We start from the raw sequence: 17,388 nt of genomic DNA on the forward strand, positions 1-17,388 counted from the left end.
CATTAGGCGAGAGGGTGGGCTCCAATTGAGTCCATAAGATACATACCCTAAATAATTCAAGTTATTGCTTGAGATATGCGGGGGTAAAAACACGTTGTTGAGGGAAGCTCAGTCATGAAAAAATGGTCCTATCTACTGGCGGCAGGCTTAATGGCTGCAAGTATTGGCACGGCAACCGCCGCTGACGATAATAAAGACGTACTGTATTTCTATAACTGGACAGAATATGTTCCCCCCGGTTTATTAGAGCAATTTACCAAAGAAACGGGTATCAAGGTAATTTACTCCACCTATGAATCAAACGAAAGTATGTATACCAAATTAAAGACCTATAAAGAAGGTGCTTATGATTTGGTTGTACCATCTACTTACTTTATCGCCAAAATGAGCAAAGAAGGGATGCTGCAAAAGATCGATCAAAGTAAATTAAGTAATTTCAAAAACCTAGATCCAAATTTAATTCATAAAGAATTCGATCCAAATAACGATTATTCCGTGCCTTATATTTGGGGCGCTACGGGGATCGGGATTAACGGTGAAGCGGTTGATCCAGGCTCGGTGACTTCGTGGGCTGATTTTTGGAAACCTGAGTATAAAAATAGCCTACTAATGATGGATGATGCGCGCGAAGTATTCCAAGTCGCGTTGACTAAACTGGGCTATTCAGGGAACACGACCGACCCGAAACAAATTGAAGAAGCTTATAAAGAGCTACAAAAACTTCGTCCGAATATTTTAGCCTTTAACTCTGACAACCCAGCGACACCATTTATCGAAGGTGAAGTGGATGTGGGTATGTTATGGAATGGCTCTGCATTTGTGGCAAGGCAAGCAGGTCTACCTATTGAGGTCGTATGGCCAAAAGAGGGTGGGATTTTCTGGATGGATAGCTTAGCCATCCCAGCCAATGCAAAAAACGTTGAAGGTGCCCATAAGCTAATTAATTTCTTACTGCGCCCTGAAATTGCGGCACAAGTTGCTGAATCTATTGGTTACCCAACACCAAATTTAGAAGCTAAGAAAATGTTACCTGCGGAAATTGCTAACGACCCATCCCTTTACCCAAGTGAAGAGGTGCTGAAAAAAGGCGAGTGGCAAAGCGATGTCGGGAATACCAATATTCTGTATGAAGAGTATTTTCAAAAGCTAAAAGCAGGCCGTTAATAATCTGATTATTAGGTTTATTTTATGTAAAGGGCACTGGTTGAGTGCCCTTTTTTATGGGCGGCATATTGCCAACCCACTTATTTACTCACAATATTATGTGCCACAAACTTTGCAAAGGTATCGGCCCAAGGTTGTAAGAAATCTTTGCTTTTTGGTGAGATATTTCCCTGCTCATCCACCATGCCGTCATACCATTTCAAGTAACATTCGGGTTGGTTCATGGTAGGCATATTTAAGAATGCAAGGCTATTGCGTAGGTGCTGTTGGGCTATTGCGGTACTGATATTACCAATAGAAACACCTAAAATGCCTGCTGGAATGCCATCCCATGAATTATCACCCCAAGGGCGGGAACCTTGGTCAATGGCATTTTTCAACACGCCAGGGATTGAGCGGTTATATTCTGGGGTAGCAAAAATAATTCCGTCACAAGCTTTAATCTGCGATTTAAAATTTGCGACCACAGTTGGCACACTTTGGTCTGCATCTTGGTTGTAGAGAGGTAAGTCACCGATGTTGATAAACTTAAAGGTAAAGTTTGCTGGGAACAACTTGGTAATGGCCTTAGCCACGGTTAAGTTGTAAGAATCTGCACGTAAGCTACCAACAATAACACCAATACTATATTGATTTGACATGATAAAACCTCTTCTATCGACAGTTGATCATTAATACTTCATATGATTTGTATTTTGTCAGAACGTTGTTTCTTTTATTAAACATCATAATATGAACAGGTGCAAAATCTAAGTTAAATTAAAACGACAGAATAAGTGAAACAAATATCAAAAAAAATTGAATTTTTAAATTAATTATAGTGATATGAATTATTACGATGGGATATTGTGAGTCCTCTTCCAGTATTTCTATTTACCCACTGACAAATCATAGTTACTTGATTTTAGTCAAAATGAAACATACCGACTGGTCGGTATCATTCGTTTCATGAATAAAACGGCACAGCATAGAAAAAAAGATCCCGCCAAACTCCAAGTTGAGTTACTCAAAGCGGCTCGCATTATTGCTGGTAGAGAAGGGATTTCTTCGTTATCTCTTAATGCTGTGGCAAGAGAAGCGGGTGTCAGTAAAGGCGGGTTGATGCACCACTTCCCAAGCAAACAGGAACTCATCCATGCGTTGTTTCTCCAATTATTGGGAATTATGGATGAGCGAATTCATTTGATTATCGAGAATGATCCGAATCCGTATGGGCGTTTCTCTCGTGCATATTTGCACTATATTGGTGAACTTAAAGAATCGGATGAAAGTTTTCAACTTGCTTTGCTGTCTTTAGCTATGCCAACAGAGCCGGTATTACGTCAATGTTGGCGAGATTGGGTGTTAGGCCATTTAGCAAATGGGGATGAATTTGATAATAGTTATTTAGGGGCATTAGTCAGGTATGCCGCTGATGGGTTATGGCTTTCGTCATTGACTGAAGGGGAAACATTATTACAACAAGAACGCGCTGCTATTGTAAGTCGGTTGACACAAATATCATTTGAAAAACTACCTGAGGAGTAACGGTAATACCAGCAGTGTAATTTTATTAATATAATAAGCACATGAGGCGATAGTGAAATATAAAATCAATGCCTTCATTATATATGATGCAGTTGATGGCACTTTATCTTTGAAAGAAGGTGAGGTGGACACGCAATTGTCTATCACTGCTAATGCATTATTATTTTATTTTATACAACATAATGGTGTTTTATCCCGAGACGATATATTGAAATCTGTATGGGATGATAATGGCTTAGTGTCATCGAACAGTAATTTAAATCAATACTTAAGTATTTTAAGAAAAGCATTCCGTCAATATGGTATTGAAAATATTATCGTTACTGTTGGTAGAGGCTTATTAGAATTCAATTCTGAAGTCTCCTTAGAATTAATTGATGATATTAAAATCAACCCTCTTGAGTTAATTAGTAATCTTAATGAAATTGATGGCGCAGAGGTCGTTTTATCTTCTGTTGCGAATTCAGCCCCACATCCCCTTGAAGAACCACAAGTTATTACTTCATTAACCCCAGAAAAAAAAGAAATTTGTTGGTATTTAGCTAGTGCAGCCTTATTGCTTTGCTCAATTTTATTAGCCGTGATGGCTTATCTATCCAAGCAACCATCATCACCAATTAGTATGACGGTGTTGGAACACAATAATTGCGATGTCTTGTCAAATGAGAAAATGATTAATGGCACTGTTGCCCTCAACTATATACAAAATTTTGACAAGGTAAGAAATAACTTGAAACTAGACTGCATAGAAAAGGAGCGATTTGTTTTTTTCTATGGTGATAAGTTACAAACGAATGGATTAGGGCGAGTTTTTCTGGCCCATTGTGCTGTGAATGAAGATAACCCATTTAGTTATTGTGATAATTACTTCTACTATTCATGGAATCCATCATGAAGATTTCAGGCAAGGTATTATGCTTACTGAGTGGTTTACTATTTATCATAGTAGCGGTTTATACTCAGTCAGTGTTATTTTCAAATCAACAAGATGGTTTGATGGTCTGTTCGACTAAAGGCATTATGCGCTTTGAAAATATGATAGATGAAAATGTTAATGGCAACATTCATTTCAATTTTGGTTCTAATGGCAAGGGCTCGATTGTTGTGGAAGGTTATACAGACTCCAAAGCAGGGTGGCTATATTTACAACGTTACGTAAAATTTAGTTATACTACCCAACGAGTATCCCCAACAGAAAGGCATTATAATATCAGCCAATGGGAATCACGAGCATCTTCTATTGATGAATCCCCCGATGTTATTTTCGATTACTTTATGCGAGAGATGTCAGATAGCCATGACGGTTTATTTCTTAATGCCCAAAAGCTCAATGACAAAGCATTATTGTTAAGCTCAATAAATTCCCCGCTTTATATCTGCACACTTAAACCTGGCAGTAAATTTGATTAATGGTCTGAAAATAGCTTAAAGAAAAGGGCGCTATGGGCTCTTTTCTTTCGGTATTTTATGCGTATAGAGATGCTCCCCCGTGTTTTATCCAATAGCTCATTGGAGCTTTACTTAGTTTAAACTAATTATGCCTATGCAGGGTTCCTCATAGTGGTTTCGTGAATGAGATTAGCCAAGTTGGTATTGAAGTTGGCAGTTGCCCAATCGCTATCTCACAAATAAATACTTAGCTAAGCTTATAAGCAAGTGAGCCCTTCCACAGTTATCACTCCCTAAATTACCCCGCCTTATCAGCTCAATAATATCTTGTTAACAATTCCTTTGATTAATCGTAAATCAACTTTTAGCCCTTTTTTCATCTCCAGATAGAAACGTGAATTTTTGGTTTTTTTAGTGAGATTACATAAAAAATTAAATAAATCACACTAATTTTTAGAGTAAAACACTAAGTATTAATCATTCATGGATTTATATTTTGTTTTGTTTTTTAGGCTCTATAGTGAGTTTGAAGCCAAAGGCTGCGTTCAATAAATCACCGCGCAGACACCCTTGGCGCAAATGATTACCCCGATATTTCAAAGGACATGTACTCGGACACATCAATTTGAATTATCAGCGGTAAAGAAAAACAAAGAAGGTTTCTCGGAGGAAATAACAATGGGTGATGCATTAGGTCTTATTGAAACTAAAGGTTTGGTGGCTTGCATCGAAGCAGCGGATGCCATGTGCAAAGCGGCGAATGTTGAGCTAATTGGTTATGAAAATGTCGGTTCCGGTTTGGTAACTGCAATGGTTAAAGGGGATGTAGGCGCGGTTAAAGCGGCTGTCGATTCCGGTGTTGAGTCTGCTCAGCGTGTTGGGGAAGTTGTGACCTCTTTGGTGATTGCGCGTCCACACAATGACATCAACAAAATTGTTATTAAACATAAAGCATAACTTTTTCCGGAGGAAAAAACATGGGTGACGCATTAGGTCTTATTGAAACTCAAGGGTTAGTGGCCTGTATTGAAGCCGCAGACTCGATGTGCAAAGCCGCAAACGTTGTGCTGATTGGTTATGAAAATGTTGGGTCAGGGTTAGTTACCGCCATGGTCAAAGGCGATGTAGGTGCAGTGAAAGCTGCAGTGGATTCAGGTGTTGAATCCGCCTCTCGCGTTGGCACCGTCGTGACATCTTTGGTTATCGCGCGTCCTCATAGCGATATTCAAAAAATCGTCGCCCAGTATAAAGTCACGGAATAAAAAAGGAAATCACTTATGAAAGAAGCACTTGGTCTAATTGAAACCAAAGGTTTAGTGGCTTGTATTGAAGCGGCTGATGCGATGTGCAAAGCGGCGAATGTCGAGCTAATCGGTTATGAAAATGTTGGTTCAGGGCTCGTGACAGCAATGGTTAAAGGTGATGTGGGTGCCGTTAATGCTGCTGTTGAATCCGGTGTTGAGGCTGCAAAACGTATCGGAACAGTGGTGACTTCACGCGTTATCGCAAGACCACACAACGATATTGGCAAAATTGCGCAGCAACACAAAGCGTAATTATTGGCTAATAAATCAATAAAACAACAAGTTAATGAGTTAATTTTGACTCCGATACGGGGGAAGACATGGTTGCATTAGACAAAGATCTGCAATCCAGACAGCTAGCAAGAGAGCTAGTTCGAAACGCGAAACAAGCGCAGAAAGAATTCGCGACATTTTCGCAGGAAAAAATCGACAGTATTGTTAAACACATTGCTATTGAGTCTGCACTTCATGCAGAAGAGTTGGCAAAAATGGCCAATGAAGAGACAGGGTTTGGGAAGTGGCAAGATAAAGTCCTGAAGAATACCTTCGCTTCAATGCGTGTTTATGAGCACATCAAAGATCTAAAAACCGTTGGCATCATTAATGATGACAAAGTCAACAAAGTTATGGATGTGGGGGTACCTCTTGGTGTTATCACAGCGTTAGTACCTTCTACTAATCCGACATCAACCATCATCTACAAAACGTTGATTGCCTTGAAGGCTGGTAACGCAATCGTCTTCTCCCCTCATCCAAATGCTAAAGCATGCAGTTTCCGTACGTTAGAAATAGTCAAAAAAGCCGCACTAGAAGCGGGCGCACCAGCAGGTATCGTTGATGCAGTCACTATGTTGACTCTTGAAGCAACGAAAGAACTGATGCACAGCAAAGACGTTTCATTAATTTTGGCAACGGGTGGTGAAGGCATGGTGCGTGCAGCCTATGCATCAGGCACACCAACCATTAGTGGCGGCCCGGGTAATGGCCCTGCATTTATTGAACGTAGTGCTAATATCAAGCAAGCAGTCAGTGACATTATCACCAGTAAAACTTTCGATAATGGTGTGATCTGCGCATCCGAACAATCCATTATTGTTGAGCGTTGTATCTATAACGAAGTCCATCGTGAACTCCTTGCCCAAGGTGCTTACTTCATGAACGAAGAAGAAGCGAAGCGTATGGCATCCATGTTGCTTAGAGCGAACGGCACTATCAACCCTGAAGTGGTAGGTAAAGATGCGATTACTTTAAGCCAACGAGCAGGTTTCGCTGTCCCTGCGAATACCCGTGTATTAATTGCATTACAAGATACCGTTTCCCCTAAAAATCCGTACTCCCGTGAAAAATTGTGCCCAATTTTAGGGATGTATATCGAAGAAGACTGGCAATCAGCTTGTCATCGTGTGGTTGACTTACTGACCAACGAGGGCTTAGGCCATACCTTGGTTATTCACACTCAAAACGAAGATGTTATTCGCCAGTTCTCTCTCGAAAAACCCGTTAACCGCATTTTAATTAACACACCAGCGGCGCTTGGTGGTATCGGGGCAACCACCAATATTACGCCTGCATTGACGTTGGGGTGTGGCGCAGTGGGTGGTGGTTCTAGCTCAGATAATGTAGGGCCAATGAATCTACTGAATATCCGCAAAGTGGGTTATGGCGTACGTTCAATTGAAGATTTAAGGCAACCCACTCAGCCTTGTACAACTGCACAACCTGCGGTATCAGCAACGGTAACTCAACCGCAAGTCAGTATTTTTGATGATAACCGCTTCCGTAACCCTGTTGCGGCGACAACGTCACCCGTAGCTGTCCATCCAACAGGTGATGACCGATTTGGCGGTGCGGTGGCAACGGCTGCGATTACTGAGGCTGTCGTTTCTCACGGTGATATCAGTGAAGAAAATGTTGAGCAGATCATCAAGGCCGTTCTCGGACGCCTAAATAAGTAACTCATTGGAATAAGGCGGTATAAACCATGATCCTTGCAAAGGTAGTCGGGCATGTTGTTGCAACGCAGAAATGCCAAGAACTTAGCGGCAGTAACTTACTGATGGTAACAAAGCTAGGGGATGACCTTGAACCGTTGAAAAACAAAACGTATGTGGCAGTCGACAGTGTTGGTGCTGGTATCAATGACATTGTTTTAGCTGAAGCTTACTTCGCTTTGAATAAAGACAATTACAAAGCCATGTCAGTGGTTGCCATTGTGGAAAAGGTTTATACCAAGGAGTAAAAACAGCATGAACCAGTTTTTGATTAAACCTAAAGTCCAATTCGGTGCTAACGCATTGGATTTTATCTCACAAATGAGTGCTCACCATGCATTTATCGTCACTGACAAAGCGATGGTGAAGTTTGGCTTAGCTGATGAAGTCACTCGCAGGCTAACCCAAAGTGGCATCACCTTTTCGATTTACGATGATGTTGTGCCAGATCCAGACATTTCAGCCATCGTTAACGGCATGAAAATAATGGATAGGCAATACCCAGATGTGGTGATTGCACTCGGTGGTGGGTCGGTGATTGATGCTGCGAAAGCTGTTATTTACTCCCTTTGGCACACGAAAAAAGACCCCAATCGAGTTAAACCGCAGTTTATCGCTATTCCAACCACCAGTGGAACAGGCTCTGAAGTGACATCATTTTCCGTGATCAAGTCTCAGTCTGAAAAACTGGTTTTGGTTGATGAGTTTATGTTGCCAGATGTAGCTATTTTAGACCCCGCACTAGTGAAATCTGTGCCAGCTTCTATTACTGCGGATACAGGAATGGATGTGCTGTGCCATGCATTGGAAGCGTATGTTTCGCGTACCGCTTCTGATTTTTCCGATGCATTGGCAGAAAAAGCCGTGCAATTAGTCTTTGGTCATTTAATTGATTGCTACCGTGAAGGAAGCAATTTAGTGGCTCGCGAAAAAATGCACAACGCGTCATGTATTGCAGGAATGGCTTTCACTAATGCCTCCCTTGGGATAACGCACAGTTTGGCTCATGCATTAGGTGGTGTGTTCCATATCCCACATGGCCGCGCCAACGCTCTGTTAATGGCACAAGTGGTTGCTTTCAATGCAGATTTAGAAGGCCGTTGTGACACTGAGGCAGCGAAACGCTACGCCAATCTTGCGAAAAATTTAGATTTACCCGCGTCATCAATACGTGAAGGCGTTGAAAGCCTGATGGTGGCGATCAACGTATTGAAAGATGAAATGAACCTGCCAAAAGGCATTCAAGCAACAGGTATCAATGAATTCGATTTTAACGCCCGTTTAGGGGAAATGGTTGGGCAAGCACTGCGCGATAGTTGCACGCCGACCAATCCACGGGATGTGAGCAAGGTGCAACTGGAAGCGCTGTATAGACAGTCTTTTTAACAGTTAACGCTTTATGTGATGAACAACAAACTAGAAAGAACATCAGGATAGGCTAACATGAATAAATATGCTTTGACCCCACGCGTAAAAATGCTGGCTGAACGCTTAAGTGCCCGCAACAGTTCAATTATTACTGAACGAGCTAATATTTTAGAAGCATTGGGTAACCAATTATCCGGTGCGCCGCAGGCGATTAAACCTGCTCAACGTTTTTATGAGTTTATCCGCCATTTTCCAGCCTTTATCGGGCAAGACGAGTTGATTATTGGTAGCCAATCATCAACCCCACGTGGTGCTATTTTCCATACTGAAAATGAAATTAATAGCCACAGTATTTATACCTTTTTAGCAGGCGACAGTAACGTCGATGCGCCAGATTACTTAGCAGTATTAAACGTAGGCTTTTTAGCTATCAAAGCGCAGCTAGAAAATAAAGTGAGAAATATTGGTAGCGCAGTGAGCCGCAATAGCATTGATGAGGCAAATAATTGCCGCTCTGCGATTTATGCGTGTGATGCAGCAATCCACTTTGCGCAATCTTTAGCGACGAAAGCTGAAAGCATGGCAGCAATCGAATCGAACCAATATCGCCGTGCGGAGCTGCAAGAAAGCGCAGCAATTTTGCGCAATGTGCCTGCTAAACCTGCGCAAACCTTCAAGGAAGCTTGCCAAGCCTTTTATTTATTACAGCTGATCTTGCACTTAGAAAATGGCAGCTATGCGGTTAATCCAATGGGATTTGATAAAGCCGTTTATCCATTCTACCAACGCGATATTGAACAAGGCCGTTTAACTCAGGCGCAAGCTTATGAAATTGTAGAAAGTTTATGGCTGAAACTGGCTGAGCTTTCTGAAGTTCGCTCAACCAAGCAAGTTGATGGCTACCCAATGTTCGATGCATTAAAAGACGGTATCTATCTGAATGATCCTCGTGTTTGCATTAACGAGTTGTCTGGCATGATGTTATCCGCTAATGAAAATATCAGTGCTATCAATAATGGGTTAAAAGTCCGTTTATATTGCGGTAAAAACAGTGTTCAGCCGCAATACGCAGCGCCAAATGCGAATTATATTGCTCCAACAGCACAAGCGGAAACTGAATTCAAAGTTATGGAAGGTTTAACGCCCCGCTTACAACGCTTGCGCAATCGCTACTTAGAAGCGCGTCCAAGTGTATCTATCTACCGCGCACTCGCCTTCACTGAAGTTGTCAAAAATAACCCAGGTTTACCGCCAATTTTATTGCGTGCGAAAGCGTTCCGTCGAGCTTGTGAAACGGCACCAATCCTAATTCAACCCGAAGAGCTGATTGTGGGTCATCCATGTGGTAAAGCCCGTGCGGGTGCATTCTCACCGGATATCGCATGGCGTTGGGTAGTCGAAGAACTCGATACCATGAGCACGCGTCCACAAGACCCATTTGTTATCTCAGAAGAAGACAAAAAAGTGATCCGCGAGGAAATTGCCCCGTTCTGGGAAGGGCGCTCTCTGGATGAAATTTGTGAAGCACAATATCGTGAAGCGGGGGTATGGGAATTCAGTGGTGAAACATTTGTCAGTGACTTGTCTTATCACCAAATCAACGGTGGTGGTGATACCTGCCCAGGCTATGACGTTTTATTATTCACCAAAGGAATGAATGGCATTAAAGCGGATGCTCAGGCGAAATTAGCTGAGTTGAGCATGGAAAACCCAGATGACATTGACCGCATTTATTTCTATAAAGCGTCAATTGAAACCTGTGAAGGGGTTGTTGCTTATTCACATCGTATTGCTGCACATGCGCGTGAATTAGCCGTACTTGAATCAGACCAAAAACGCCGTGAAGAATTACTGACTATCGCGCAGGTGAATGAAAATGTACCTGCTAATCCGCCGGTGACATTACAAGAAGCATTACAAAGCATTTGGACGGTTGAGTCATTATTTGAAATTGAAGAAAACCAAACCGGTCTTTCTTTAGGGCGTCTCGACCAATATTGCTTACCAATGTATGAAAACGACATCAAAACAGGCCGTTTAACTGAAGACCAAGCATTAGAGATGATGCAGGCATTTATCATCAAGTGTGCTGAGTTAATGTGGATGTCGAGTGAGCTAGGTGCGAAATACTTCGCAGGTTATCAGCCATTTATCAACTTAACTGTTGGTGGACAAAAACGTTCTGGTGGTGATGCTTGTAACGATTTGACCTATTTAATAATGGATGCGGTTCGCTTTGTGAAAGTGTATCAGCCATCTCTGGCATGCCGTATTCATAACCAATCACCACAGAAATACATGGAAAAAATCGTTGATGTGGTGAAAGCCGGTATGGGCTTTCCAGCCTGTCACTTCGATGATTCCCACATCAAAATGATGCTACGTAAAGGCTTTGATTTTGAAGATGCGCGTGACTACTGCTTAATGGGGTGTGTAGAGCCACAAAAATCAGGCCGTATTTATCAATGGACATCAACAGGTTATACCCAGTGGCCAATTGCGATTGAATTTGTGCTAAACCGTGGTCGCATGGTGTTATTTGATAGCTATCAAGGCTTAGATACGGGTGACTTACGTGAGCTGAAAACTTTCGAAGACTTTGATAATGCAGTAAAAGCACAGATTGGCCACATTGTTCGTTTATCGGCTATCGGGACTGTTATCAGCCAGCGTGTACATCGCGATGTAGCTCCAAAACCCTTGATGTCTTTACTGGTAGAAGGTTGTATGGAAAAAGGGAAGGACGTTGCAGCTGGCGGGGCGATGATCAACCACGGCCCAGGGCTGATTTTCTCAGGCCTTGCCACCTATGTTGACTCCATTGTTGCTATTCGTAAATTGGTTTATGAAGAGGGCCGCTACACGCTTGAGCAAATCCGCGATGGCTTACTCGCAAACTTTGAAGGCTATGACGAATTACGTCGTGACTGCTTAAATGCGCCTAAGTTTGGTAACGATGATGACTATGTTGACCAATATGCGCTGGATATCACCGAGTGGACAGAGCGTGAGTGCCGTAAATATGACATGTTGTATTCAACATTGAGTCACGGAACCTTATCCATTTCCAACAATACCCCAATTGGTGAATTGACCGCAGCAAGTGCTAACGGCCGTTTAGCGTGGATGCCACTCTCGGATGGTATCAGCCCAACACAAGGTGCGGACAAACAAGGCCCTACTGCCATCATCAAATCAATCAGCAAGATGAATGTTGAGACGATGAACATCGGTATGGTGCATAACTTTAAGTTCTTAAAAGGCTTATTGGATACACCGGAAGGGCGTCATGGCTTAATCACGTTACTGAGAACCGCCTCTATTTTAGGTAACGGGCAAATGCAGTTTAGTTATGTAGATAACGAAATGCTGAAAAAAGCACAGCAAGAGCCTGAAAAATACCGAGATTTAATCGTTCGTGTTGCAGGTTACAGCGCATATTTCGTTGAGCTTTGTAAAGAGGTTCAAGATGAGATTATCAGCCGTACTGTAATTGAGAAGTTCTAAACCAGCGTTGGCAGGTATGGCTTCATACCTGCCATTTCATAATAACAATAATAAATTTGAACTGATTTTAGAGGTGTAATGATGAGCGCGGCAGAGATTAAAGGTCGGATATTTAATATCCAAAAATACTCAATTTATGATGGCGATGGCATTCGAACGCTGATTTTCTTAAAAGGGTGCAATATTCGCTGCCCATGGTGTGCTAATCCAGAAGGACTAAGTAGCCAGTTTCAAGTGATGTTTTCTCACGACAAATGTGTGAATTGTGGGAAATGTGTCGATGTTTGCCCTACCGGTATCCATTACAAAACCATTAATGAACAAGGTGAACAGATTCACCGTGTCAATCGCAGTATTGACTGTATTGGTTGTCGTAAATGCGAAGAAGTGTGTATTGGCGGTGCGTTAGACATTATGGGCAAAGATGTCACGGTAGCCGAAATGATGGAAATCATTATGCAAGATTATGATTTTTATATCTCTTCCGGTGGTGGTGTAACAATCGGTGGTGGCGAAATGAGCCTACAAACCGACTTTGCTGTTGCCCTACTGCGTGAGTGTAAAAAAATGATGATCAACACCGCCGTAGAAACACAAGGAACAACCTCATTAGCCAACTATGAAAAGCTAGCTGAAGTTGTCGACCTATTTTTGTATGACATTAAACATATCGATACGGTACAGCATAAAAACTTATTCGGTATTGGGAATGAAAATGTTCGCCGTAATCTTGAAAGGTTGGTGGAACTTGGCGCTAACATCGTCGTTCGTATGCCGTTAGTCCGTGGATACAACGATTCATTTGATGCCATTACTGGTGCGATTAATTATGCGATGGAATTATCCAAACGCGGCAATGTAAAGCGCATCGATATTTTACCTTATCACCAGTTGGGTCGTGGCAAATACGACAAGTTAGAGATGATTTACCCGGTTAAACAAGACCCAACCTATAGTGCTGAAGAGTTAGATCAACTTGAAGCATTCTTTAAGCAATTCGATTTCGATATTCGACTGGTTCGTCACTAAGTCACAAAGTAGGAGAGACAGATGAAAAGTTTAGGTGTGATTGAAACTCGGGGGCTGACATCCGCCATACAAGCCGCAGATGCAGCATGTAAAGCCGCTAGTGTAGAAATTATAGGTTATCGGAAAATAGGTTCTGGGTTGGTATCAGTTTGTTTTCAAGGTGAAATTAGTGCAGTTCGCACTGCGGTTGATCATGGCATTGACGTGATAGCGAATAGCCAACTGCTTGTCGGCTCATTAGTGATTGCTCGCCCAGAAGAAAGTGTGACGGCTAAATTGTTAACGGTGAAAAGTAAAAAGGGTGAATTAGAAAAAAGCATTGAAAAGACAGAAAAAGGACAAAGTTCATCAGAAAGTGAAACGGTTGAAGCAAAACCTCAACATACTGCGCCTGAAGTAAAAGAGGATACCAGTGTAAAAGAGACCAAAAATGACCTACGCAAAGGTAAAAAATCATGATTAATGAGCAGTTGATGGGCAAAATTTTATCCCGTCTTTCAACCAATAGCTTTGCTCAAGGAATACAACCGAACATTGCAATTCCTGTCGGTATTTCAAATCGTCATGTTCACCTGTCACAGCAAGATGTTGAAGCGTTGTTTGGTCAAGGATATCAACTGACACCATTCAAAGATTTAAAGCAGCCAGGGCAATTTGCAGCCAAGGAATGTGTCATGGTGGTTGGGCCAAAAGGGTCGATAAGCAAAGTGAGAGTCTTAGGGCCTGTTCGTCCAAAAACGCAACTTGAAGTGTCCAAAGCGGATTGTTTTGCACTGGGTATTAAAGCGCCAGTGAGAGAGTCAGGAGATTTAACGGGCTCAGGTAACGCTTTATTGATCGGCCCTGCTGGGCACGTCAACCTTGAGTCGCAAGTTATTTGTGCTCAGCGTCATATTCATATGAGTGTGATGGATGCGAGGTCACTCAATGTGGTGAATGGGCAAAAGGTAAATATCCGTACTGAGGGTGAGCGTAGCTTAGTATTTGATGAGGTTATCGTGAGAGTGGATGAGCGGTTTTCTCTTGAATTTCATATTGATACAGATGAAGCGAATGCTGCGGGTTTACGTAATAACGATAGCGTATTTATTGCGGGTTAAGGAACGGTGGCAAAATGAACGAAAAACTGATCGAGCAAATTGTGCAACAAGTTTTACGTCAGTTAAAACGACAAGTTTTGGTTGTGTTATCACCGGTTGAGGGCTATCAGCAAGCTATTTACCAAAGGTTAGCGCAGCTAGATTCTGTTTGTTTTTCCTTTTATGCCACCGCATCAATGCTTCAGTCTTCGAATATGGAGAAATGGGCTGAGCTAGGACATGTTATAGACAAAAATACGTTATCAATAAATAAGTTAAGCCACTATAGCTGCCTATTTTTACCTTTTATTGATGCAAAAGTTGTCGGTGAAATTGCCAGTGGTTTATTTGTTAGTGAGGAAAGTGAATTAACTTTACACGCACTATCACAAAATATTCCTATATTGGCATTGAAATACCATTGCTGCCCAGAAAGTGAATTAAGCCATATCTTAGGTTTAAATAAAAATGAAAATTATAATCATCTTATTAAAGAAAATATCAGTAAAGCAATTAACTTAGGTATTCAGTTTTTTCCATTAAATGAAATTGAAAAAAAGTTACTAACTCATGATATTTCTAAATATTTAAAACCTGAAATAACTAATGAAACTCCAAGTCGCTATATTACTTTAAAAGAAGTAATGAATAACCCTAGGGGGTATTGCGCGAATGAAAATAAATTAACAGATTCTGCAATTGATTATTTAAAATCATTGAAATAATAAAATAAATTTAGCGTATTAAAAATCATCTTAATTTTCTATTTATTGTAGGAGTATTATCTATGTCCCCTAAAGCAAAATCATGGCTTTGGATGTTGGCGGTTATTATTTCTGAAACATCAGCAACATCAACGCTAAAAATGTTTGATAATAGTGAAGGAATGACAAAGTCGTTATTATTGGCATTAATCGTCGTACTGTATGTTATTTGTTATTATTCACTTTCTCGCGCTGTTAAATATATTCCGGTGGGTTTAGCTTACGCAACATGGTCAGGAACAGGGATATTAATGGTTTCTACTCTTGGCATGTTATTTTATGGTCAGCATCCAGATACAGCCGCAATGATAGGTATGGCTGTAATAGCAAGTGGTATTGTAATTATGAATCTATTTTCCAAAATGGGTTCTGATGAAGAAGCCGAAGAGCCTAAAGCTGAAGCTTCATTATTATCAGCAAAAAATAAAGCAGCTCACTAATTTAAATTTAAGGGGAATATTATGTTTACTGGATTTTTATGGTTAGCGCTTTCTATTGGCTCAGAAATAACAGGCACATCCATGATTAAAAAGACCAACAGCTTTAGTAAGTTGGGGCCTTCAGTATTAGTCATTATTGCATATTGCTTATGCTATTTTGCATTGACTCGCGCAATGGGGTATATCCCTGTCGGAGTCGCTTACTCATTATGGTGTGGGTTTGGGATTGTCGGTGTAACGTTAGTTTCTATGGTGTTATATAAACAAAAGCCTGATTTTCCTGCTGTCTTTGCGATGGGGTTAATTATCTCTGGCGGGATAATTATGAATACATTCTCCACTATGTAATTAATACATTAGTTTAATTGCTACTCTCAGAACTTTATTATTATTTTGCTCATTACGTTGCCTTCATTTTAGTGTGAGGGCTTTTTTTTAAGTAACCGAAGCTATTGATGCTTCTACAACATAAAATGATTGCCTAGCGATAAAAAGCTAAATCCGTTCTGTGTTACTTTACAGAAGATAAGTGAATTAATTCAGGAATAGATTTATGCAAATTATTGAGTGGGATGATTTTACTCGGGTAGAAATGCGAGTCGGTACGATTATTCGTGCCGAAGTGAATAGTAAAGCTAAAAAGCCAGCTTACGTAATGGACGTGGATTTAGGCGAGTTGGGAATTAAACGTTCCAGCGCACAAATTACCGTCAACTATACACCAGAAGATTTGATTGGTAAGCAGGTGCTATGTGTCTGTAATTTTGAGGTGAAACGGATAGCAGGGATCAAATCCGAGGTATTAATCACGGGGGCACCGGATGAAACAGGGGCGATTGTTCTTGCAGAATTTAACCTGCCTCTACCGAATGGTGCGCTTTTAGCATAATGCTCGTCATTCTTTGTGTTATCGCGTTGTTGGCTTCGCTCACTCGCCCTAGTCACATACTTTTGTATGCCCCTAGGGGCTCGTTTGCTTGCCGCCTAGCATAGTCGGCGCCATCGCTGCCATTTATCAGTAAAAAGGTTATACTACTATCATCTGTATCAGTAGGAGTGTGACCTTTTGCTATTGCCTGAACTTCATTTTCGCCAATATTCAGACGAAGTCATTTCTCATCAACATGATGGGCAGTGGCAAGTCGTTTTGTCGTTATCTGGGCAAATGGAAATCAATATGCATCGCCAACATTTTTTACTTAATGCAGGCAATGGGGTAGTGATCCCGCCAAGTGTTAATCACGCTTTTAGTGGGCAAGTCGGCAATCAAAATTATGTATTAGAAATGCCCGCTACAGCTCAGTGGGCATTGAGTGAGAAAATGACGCAGTTCACTTTGACTCCTGCCGCTGTCGGTCTTTTGAATTGGTTGCAAAGTTTCCCGCAAGCACCTGAACATAATTTTACGGTTGCCCGCTTATTATTGGCTCAACTAAAGCCTGAAAATAAATGGATTGATGAAGTTTCTCAGTGGGTTGAACTACGCTTACATCACCCTATTAGCTGTGAAGATATGGCGACAGCTTTTTGTATGTCGATAAGTACGCTCCAACGCAAAATAAAGGCTGAAACACAATTAACGGCGATGCAGTTTTTATTACATAAACGGATGGAAGCTGCGGGGAGCTTATTGCTAACAAATATTCCGATAGAACAAATCGCATTAACAGTCGGCTATGATTCACATTCCGCATTTAGTCATGCATTTCGTAAATTTTATGGTAAAACGCCGAATGAATATCGTATACAGAAATTTCACTTACGGTAGGTTACGACTCAGCGGCTTAGGTTAACTATTTAGAAATCGAATTATCACAACACGATGA

The 17,388-nt window shown here is 41.3% G+C and carries 20 protein-coding genes; 19 read left to right on the forward strand and 1 reads right to left on the reverse strand.

Annotated features, from left to right (window positions below; genetic code table 11):
• Nucleotides 1-114: 114 nt before the first annotated feature.
• Nucleotides 115-1,164 (forward strand): spermidine/putrescine ABC transporter substrate-binding protein PotD, encoded by a 1,050-nt coding sequence (gene potD / locus ACIPUA_RS19330; RefSeq protein WP_042845476.1) that lies wholly within the window; start codon nt 115-117, stop codon nt 1,162-1,164.
• Between the two features lie 80 nt (nt 1,165-1,244).
• Here the strand turns inward: potD and ACIPUA_RS19335 are convergent, their stop codons facing one another.
• On the reverse strand, nt 1,245-1,805 hold the full coding sequence (locus ACIPUA_RS19335; protein WP_042845475.1) for an NADPH-dependent FMN reductase: 561 nt from the start codon (nt 1,803-1,805) through the stop codon (nt 1,245-1,247).
• A gap of 307 nt (nt 1,806-2,112) precedes the next feature.
• Here ACIPUA_RS19335 and ACIPUA_RS19340 point away from each other — a divergent pair, with 307 nt between their 5' ends.
• From ACIPUA_RS19340 to ACIPUA_RS19425, 18 genes are all read left to right on the forward strand, one after another.
• Entirely contained in the window at nt 2,113-2,691 is a 579-nt protein-coding gene (locus ACIPUA_RS19340; protein WP_449060022.1) for a TetR/AcrR family transcriptional regulator, read from the forward strand.
• Between the two features lie 52 nt (nt 2,692-2,743).
• Entirely contained in the window at nt 2,744-3,586 is an 843-nt protein-coding gene (locus ACIPUA_RS19345; RefSeq protein WP_166684972.1) for a transcriptional regulator, read from the forward strand.
• A complete protein-coding gene (locus tag ACIPUA_RS19350) occupies nt 3,583-4,101 on the forward strand; it encodes a FidL-like protein (protein ID WP_042845470.1) in 519 nt (172 codons plus the stop codon). Before ACIPUA_RS19345 ends, ACIPUA_RS19350 begins: the two co-directional genes overlap by 4 nt.
• A 657-nt stretch (nt 4,102-4,758) precedes the next feature.
• Nucleotides 4,759-5,037, forward strand: a complete 279-nt coding sequence (locus tag ACIPUA_RS19355; protein WP_004249182.1) for a BMC domain-containing protein — start codon at nt 4,759-4,761, stop codon at nt 5,035-5,037.
• 20 nt (nt 5,038-5,057) lie between these two features.
• Nucleotides 5,058-5,342, forward strand: coding sequence for a BMC domain-containing protein (locus ACIPUA_RS19360; protein ID WP_042845468.1), 285 nt, complete (start codon nt 5,058-5,060; stop codon nt 5,340-5,342).
• A gap of 15 nt (nt 5,343-5,357) precedes the next feature.
• Nucleotides 5,358-5,636: a BMC domain-containing protein gene (locus ACIPUA_RS19365; protein WP_004259063.1), complete on the forward strand. Its 279-nt coding sequence runs from the start codon at nt 5,358-5,360 to the stop codon at nt 5,634-5,636.
• 68 nt (nt 5,637-5,704) lie between these two features.
• Nucleotides 5,705-7,339, forward strand: coding sequence for an acetaldehyde dehydrogenase (acetylating) (locus ACIPUA_RS19370; RefSeq protein ID WP_449060023.1), 1,635 nt, complete (start codon nt 5,705-5,707; stop codon nt 7,337-7,339).
• Nucleotides 7,340-7,365: 26 nt separating this feature from the next.
• Nucleotides 7,366-7,623, forward strand: a complete 258-nt coding sequence (locus ACIPUA_RS19375) for a EutN/CcmL family microcompartment protein (protein WP_004259057.1) — start codon at nt 7,366-7,368, stop codon at nt 7,621-7,623.
• A 7-nt stretch (nt 7,624-7,630) separates the two neighbouring features.
• A complete protein-coding gene (locus ACIPUA_RS19380) occupies nt 7,631-8,761 on the forward strand; it encodes a 1-propanol dehydrogenase PduQ (RefSeq protein ID WP_071548630.1) in 1,131 nt (376 codons plus the stop codon).
• A 57-nt stretch (nt 8,762-8,818) separates the two neighbouring features.
• Complete coding sequence (gene cutC / locus ACIPUA_RS19385; protein ID WP_048606016.1) at nt 8,819-12,250, forward strand: choline trimethylamine-lyase; 3,432 nt, start codon at nt 8,819-8,821, stop codon at nt 12,248-12,250.
• A 78-nt stretch (nt 12,251-12,328) separates the two neighbouring features.
• The gene (gene cutD, locus ACIPUA_RS19390; RefSeq protein ID WP_042845465.1) at nt 12,329-13,279 is read left to right on the forward strand and encodes a choline TMA-lyase-activating enzyme; all 951 of its coding nucleotides are present in this window, start codon (nt 12,329-12,331) and stop codon (nt 13,277-13,279) included.
• Between the two features lie 21 nt (nt 13,280-13,300).
• Nucleotides 13,301-13,738 carry a BMC domain-containing protein gene (locus ACIPUA_RS19395; RefSeq protein ID WP_042845463.1) on the forward strand — a complete coding sequence of 146 codons (438 nt, stop codon included), beginning with the start codon at nt 13,301-13,303 and terminating at the stop codon, nt 13,736-13,738.
• Nucleotides 13,735-14,379 carry a phosphate propanoyltransferase gene (gene pduL / locus ACIPUA_RS19400; protein ID WP_048606020.1) on the forward strand — a complete coding sequence of 215 codons (645 nt, stop codon included), beginning with the start codon at nt 13,735-13,737 and terminating at the stop codon, nt 14,377-14,379. The genes ACIPUA_RS19395 and pduL overlap by 4 nt, the downstream gene beginning before the upstream one ends.
• Before the next feature lie 14 nt (nt 14,380-14,393).
• Complete coding sequence (locus ACIPUA_RS19405; protein WP_449060024.1) at nt 14,394-15,083, forward strand: hypothetical protein; 690 nt, start codon at nt 14,394-14,396, stop codon at nt 15,081-15,083.
• Between the two features lie 62 nt (nt 15,084-15,145).
• Nucleotides 15,146-15,562: a DMT family transporter gene (locus ACIPUA_RS19410; RefSeq protein ID WP_042845457.1), complete on the forward strand. Its 417-nt coding sequence runs from the start codon at nt 15,146-15,148 to the stop codon at nt 15,560-15,562.
• Between the two features lie 21 nt (nt 15,563-15,583).
• Complete coding sequence (locus tag ACIPUA_RS19415) at nt 15,584-15,910, forward strand: DMT family transporter (protein WP_042845455.1); 327 nt, start codon at nt 15,584-15,586, stop codon at nt 15,908-15,910.
• A 205-nt stretch (nt 15,911-16,115) separates the two neighbouring features.
• Nucleotides 16,116-16,451 (forward strand): tRNA-binding protein, encoded by a 336-nt coding sequence (locus ACIPUA_RS19420; RefSeq protein WP_042845453.1) that lies wholly within the window; start codon nt 16,116-16,118, stop codon nt 16,449-16,451.
• 177 nt (nt 16,452-16,628) lie between these two features.
• Nucleotides 16,629-17,330 (forward strand): AraC family transcriptional regulator, encoded by a 702-nt coding sequence (locus ACIPUA_RS19425; RefSeq protein ID WP_042845451.1) that lies wholly within the window; start codon nt 16,629-16,631, stop codon nt 17,328-17,330.
• Nucleotides 17,331-17,388 lie beyond the last annotated feature (58 nt).

This window comes from Providencia sp. AGC89, assembly GCF_053543535.1.

Excerpts from the sequence above, each read along its gene's own strand:
- potD (WP_042845476.1), top strand. The coding sequence starts at position 115 with ATGAAAAAATGGTCCTATCTACTGGCGGCAGGCTTAATGGCTGCAAGT.
- ACIPUA_RS19335 (WP_042845475.1), bottom strand. The coding sequence starts at position 1,805 with ATGTCAAATCAATATAGTATTGGTGTTATTGTTGGTAGCTTACGTGCA.
- ACIPUA_RS19340 (WP_449060022.1), top strand. The coding sequence starts at position 2,113 with ATGAATAAAACGGCACAGCATAGAAAAAAAGATCCCGCCAAACTCCAA.
- ACIPUA_RS19350 (WP_042845470.1), top strand. The coding sequence starts at position 3,583 with ATGAAGATTTCAGGCAAGGTATTATGCTTACTGAGTGGTTTACTATTT.
- ACIPUA_RS19355 (WP_004249182.1), top strand. The coding sequence starts at position 4,759 with ATGGGTGATGCATTAGGTCTTATTGAAACTAAAGGTTTGGTGGCTTGC.
- ACIPUA_RS19360 (WP_042845468.1), top strand. The coding sequence starts at position 5,058 with ATGGGTGACGCATTAGGTCTTATTGAAACTCAAGGGTTAGTGGCCTGT.
- ACIPUA_RS19365 (WP_004259063.1), top strand. The coding sequence starts at position 5,358 with ATGAAAGAAGCACTTGGTCTAATTGAAACCAAAGGTTTAGTGGCTTGT.
- ACIPUA_RS19370 (WP_449060023.1), top strand. The coding sequence starts at position 5,705 with ATGGTTGCATTAGACAAAGATCTGCAATCCAGACAGCTAGCAAGAGAG.
- ACIPUA_RS19375 (WP_004259057.1), top strand. The coding sequence starts at position 7,366 with ATGATCCTTGCAAAGGTAGTCGGGCATGTTGTTGCAACGCAGAAATGC.
- ACIPUA_RS19380 (WP_071548630.1), top strand. The coding sequence starts at position 7,631 with ATGAACCAGTTTTTGATTAAACCTAAAGTCCAATTCGGTGCTAACGCA.
- cutC (WP_048606016.1), top strand. The coding sequence starts at position 8,819 with ATGAATAAATATGCTTTGACCCCACGCGTAAAAATGCTGGCTGAACGC.
- cutD (WP_042845465.1), top strand. The coding sequence starts at position 12,329 with ATGATGAGCGCGGCAGAGATTAAAGGTCGGATATTTAATATCCAAAAA.
- ACIPUA_RS19395 (WP_042845463.1), top strand. The coding sequence starts at position 13,301 with ATGAAAAGTTTAGGTGTGATTGAAACTCGGGGGCTGACATCCGCCATA.
- pduL (WP_048606020.1), top strand. The coding sequence starts at position 13,735 with ATGATTAATGAGCAGTTGATGGGCAAAATTTTATCCCGTCTTTCAACC.
- ACIPUA_RS19405 (WP_449060024.1), top strand. The coding sequence starts at position 14,394 with ATGAACGAAAAACTGATCGAGCAAATTGTGCAACAAGTTTTACGTCAG.
- ACIPUA_RS19410 (WP_042845457.1), top strand. The coding sequence starts at position 15,146 with ATGTCCCCTAAAGCAAAATCATGGCTTTGGATGTTGGCGGTTATTATT.
- ACIPUA_RS19415 (WP_042845455.1), top strand. The coding sequence starts at position 15,584 with ATGTTTACTGGATTTTTATGGTTAGCGCTTTCTATTGGCTCAGAAATA.
- ACIPUA_RS19420 (WP_042845453.1), top strand. The coding sequence starts at position 16,116 with ATGCAAATTATTGAGTGGGATGATTTTACTCGGGTAGAAATGCGAGTC.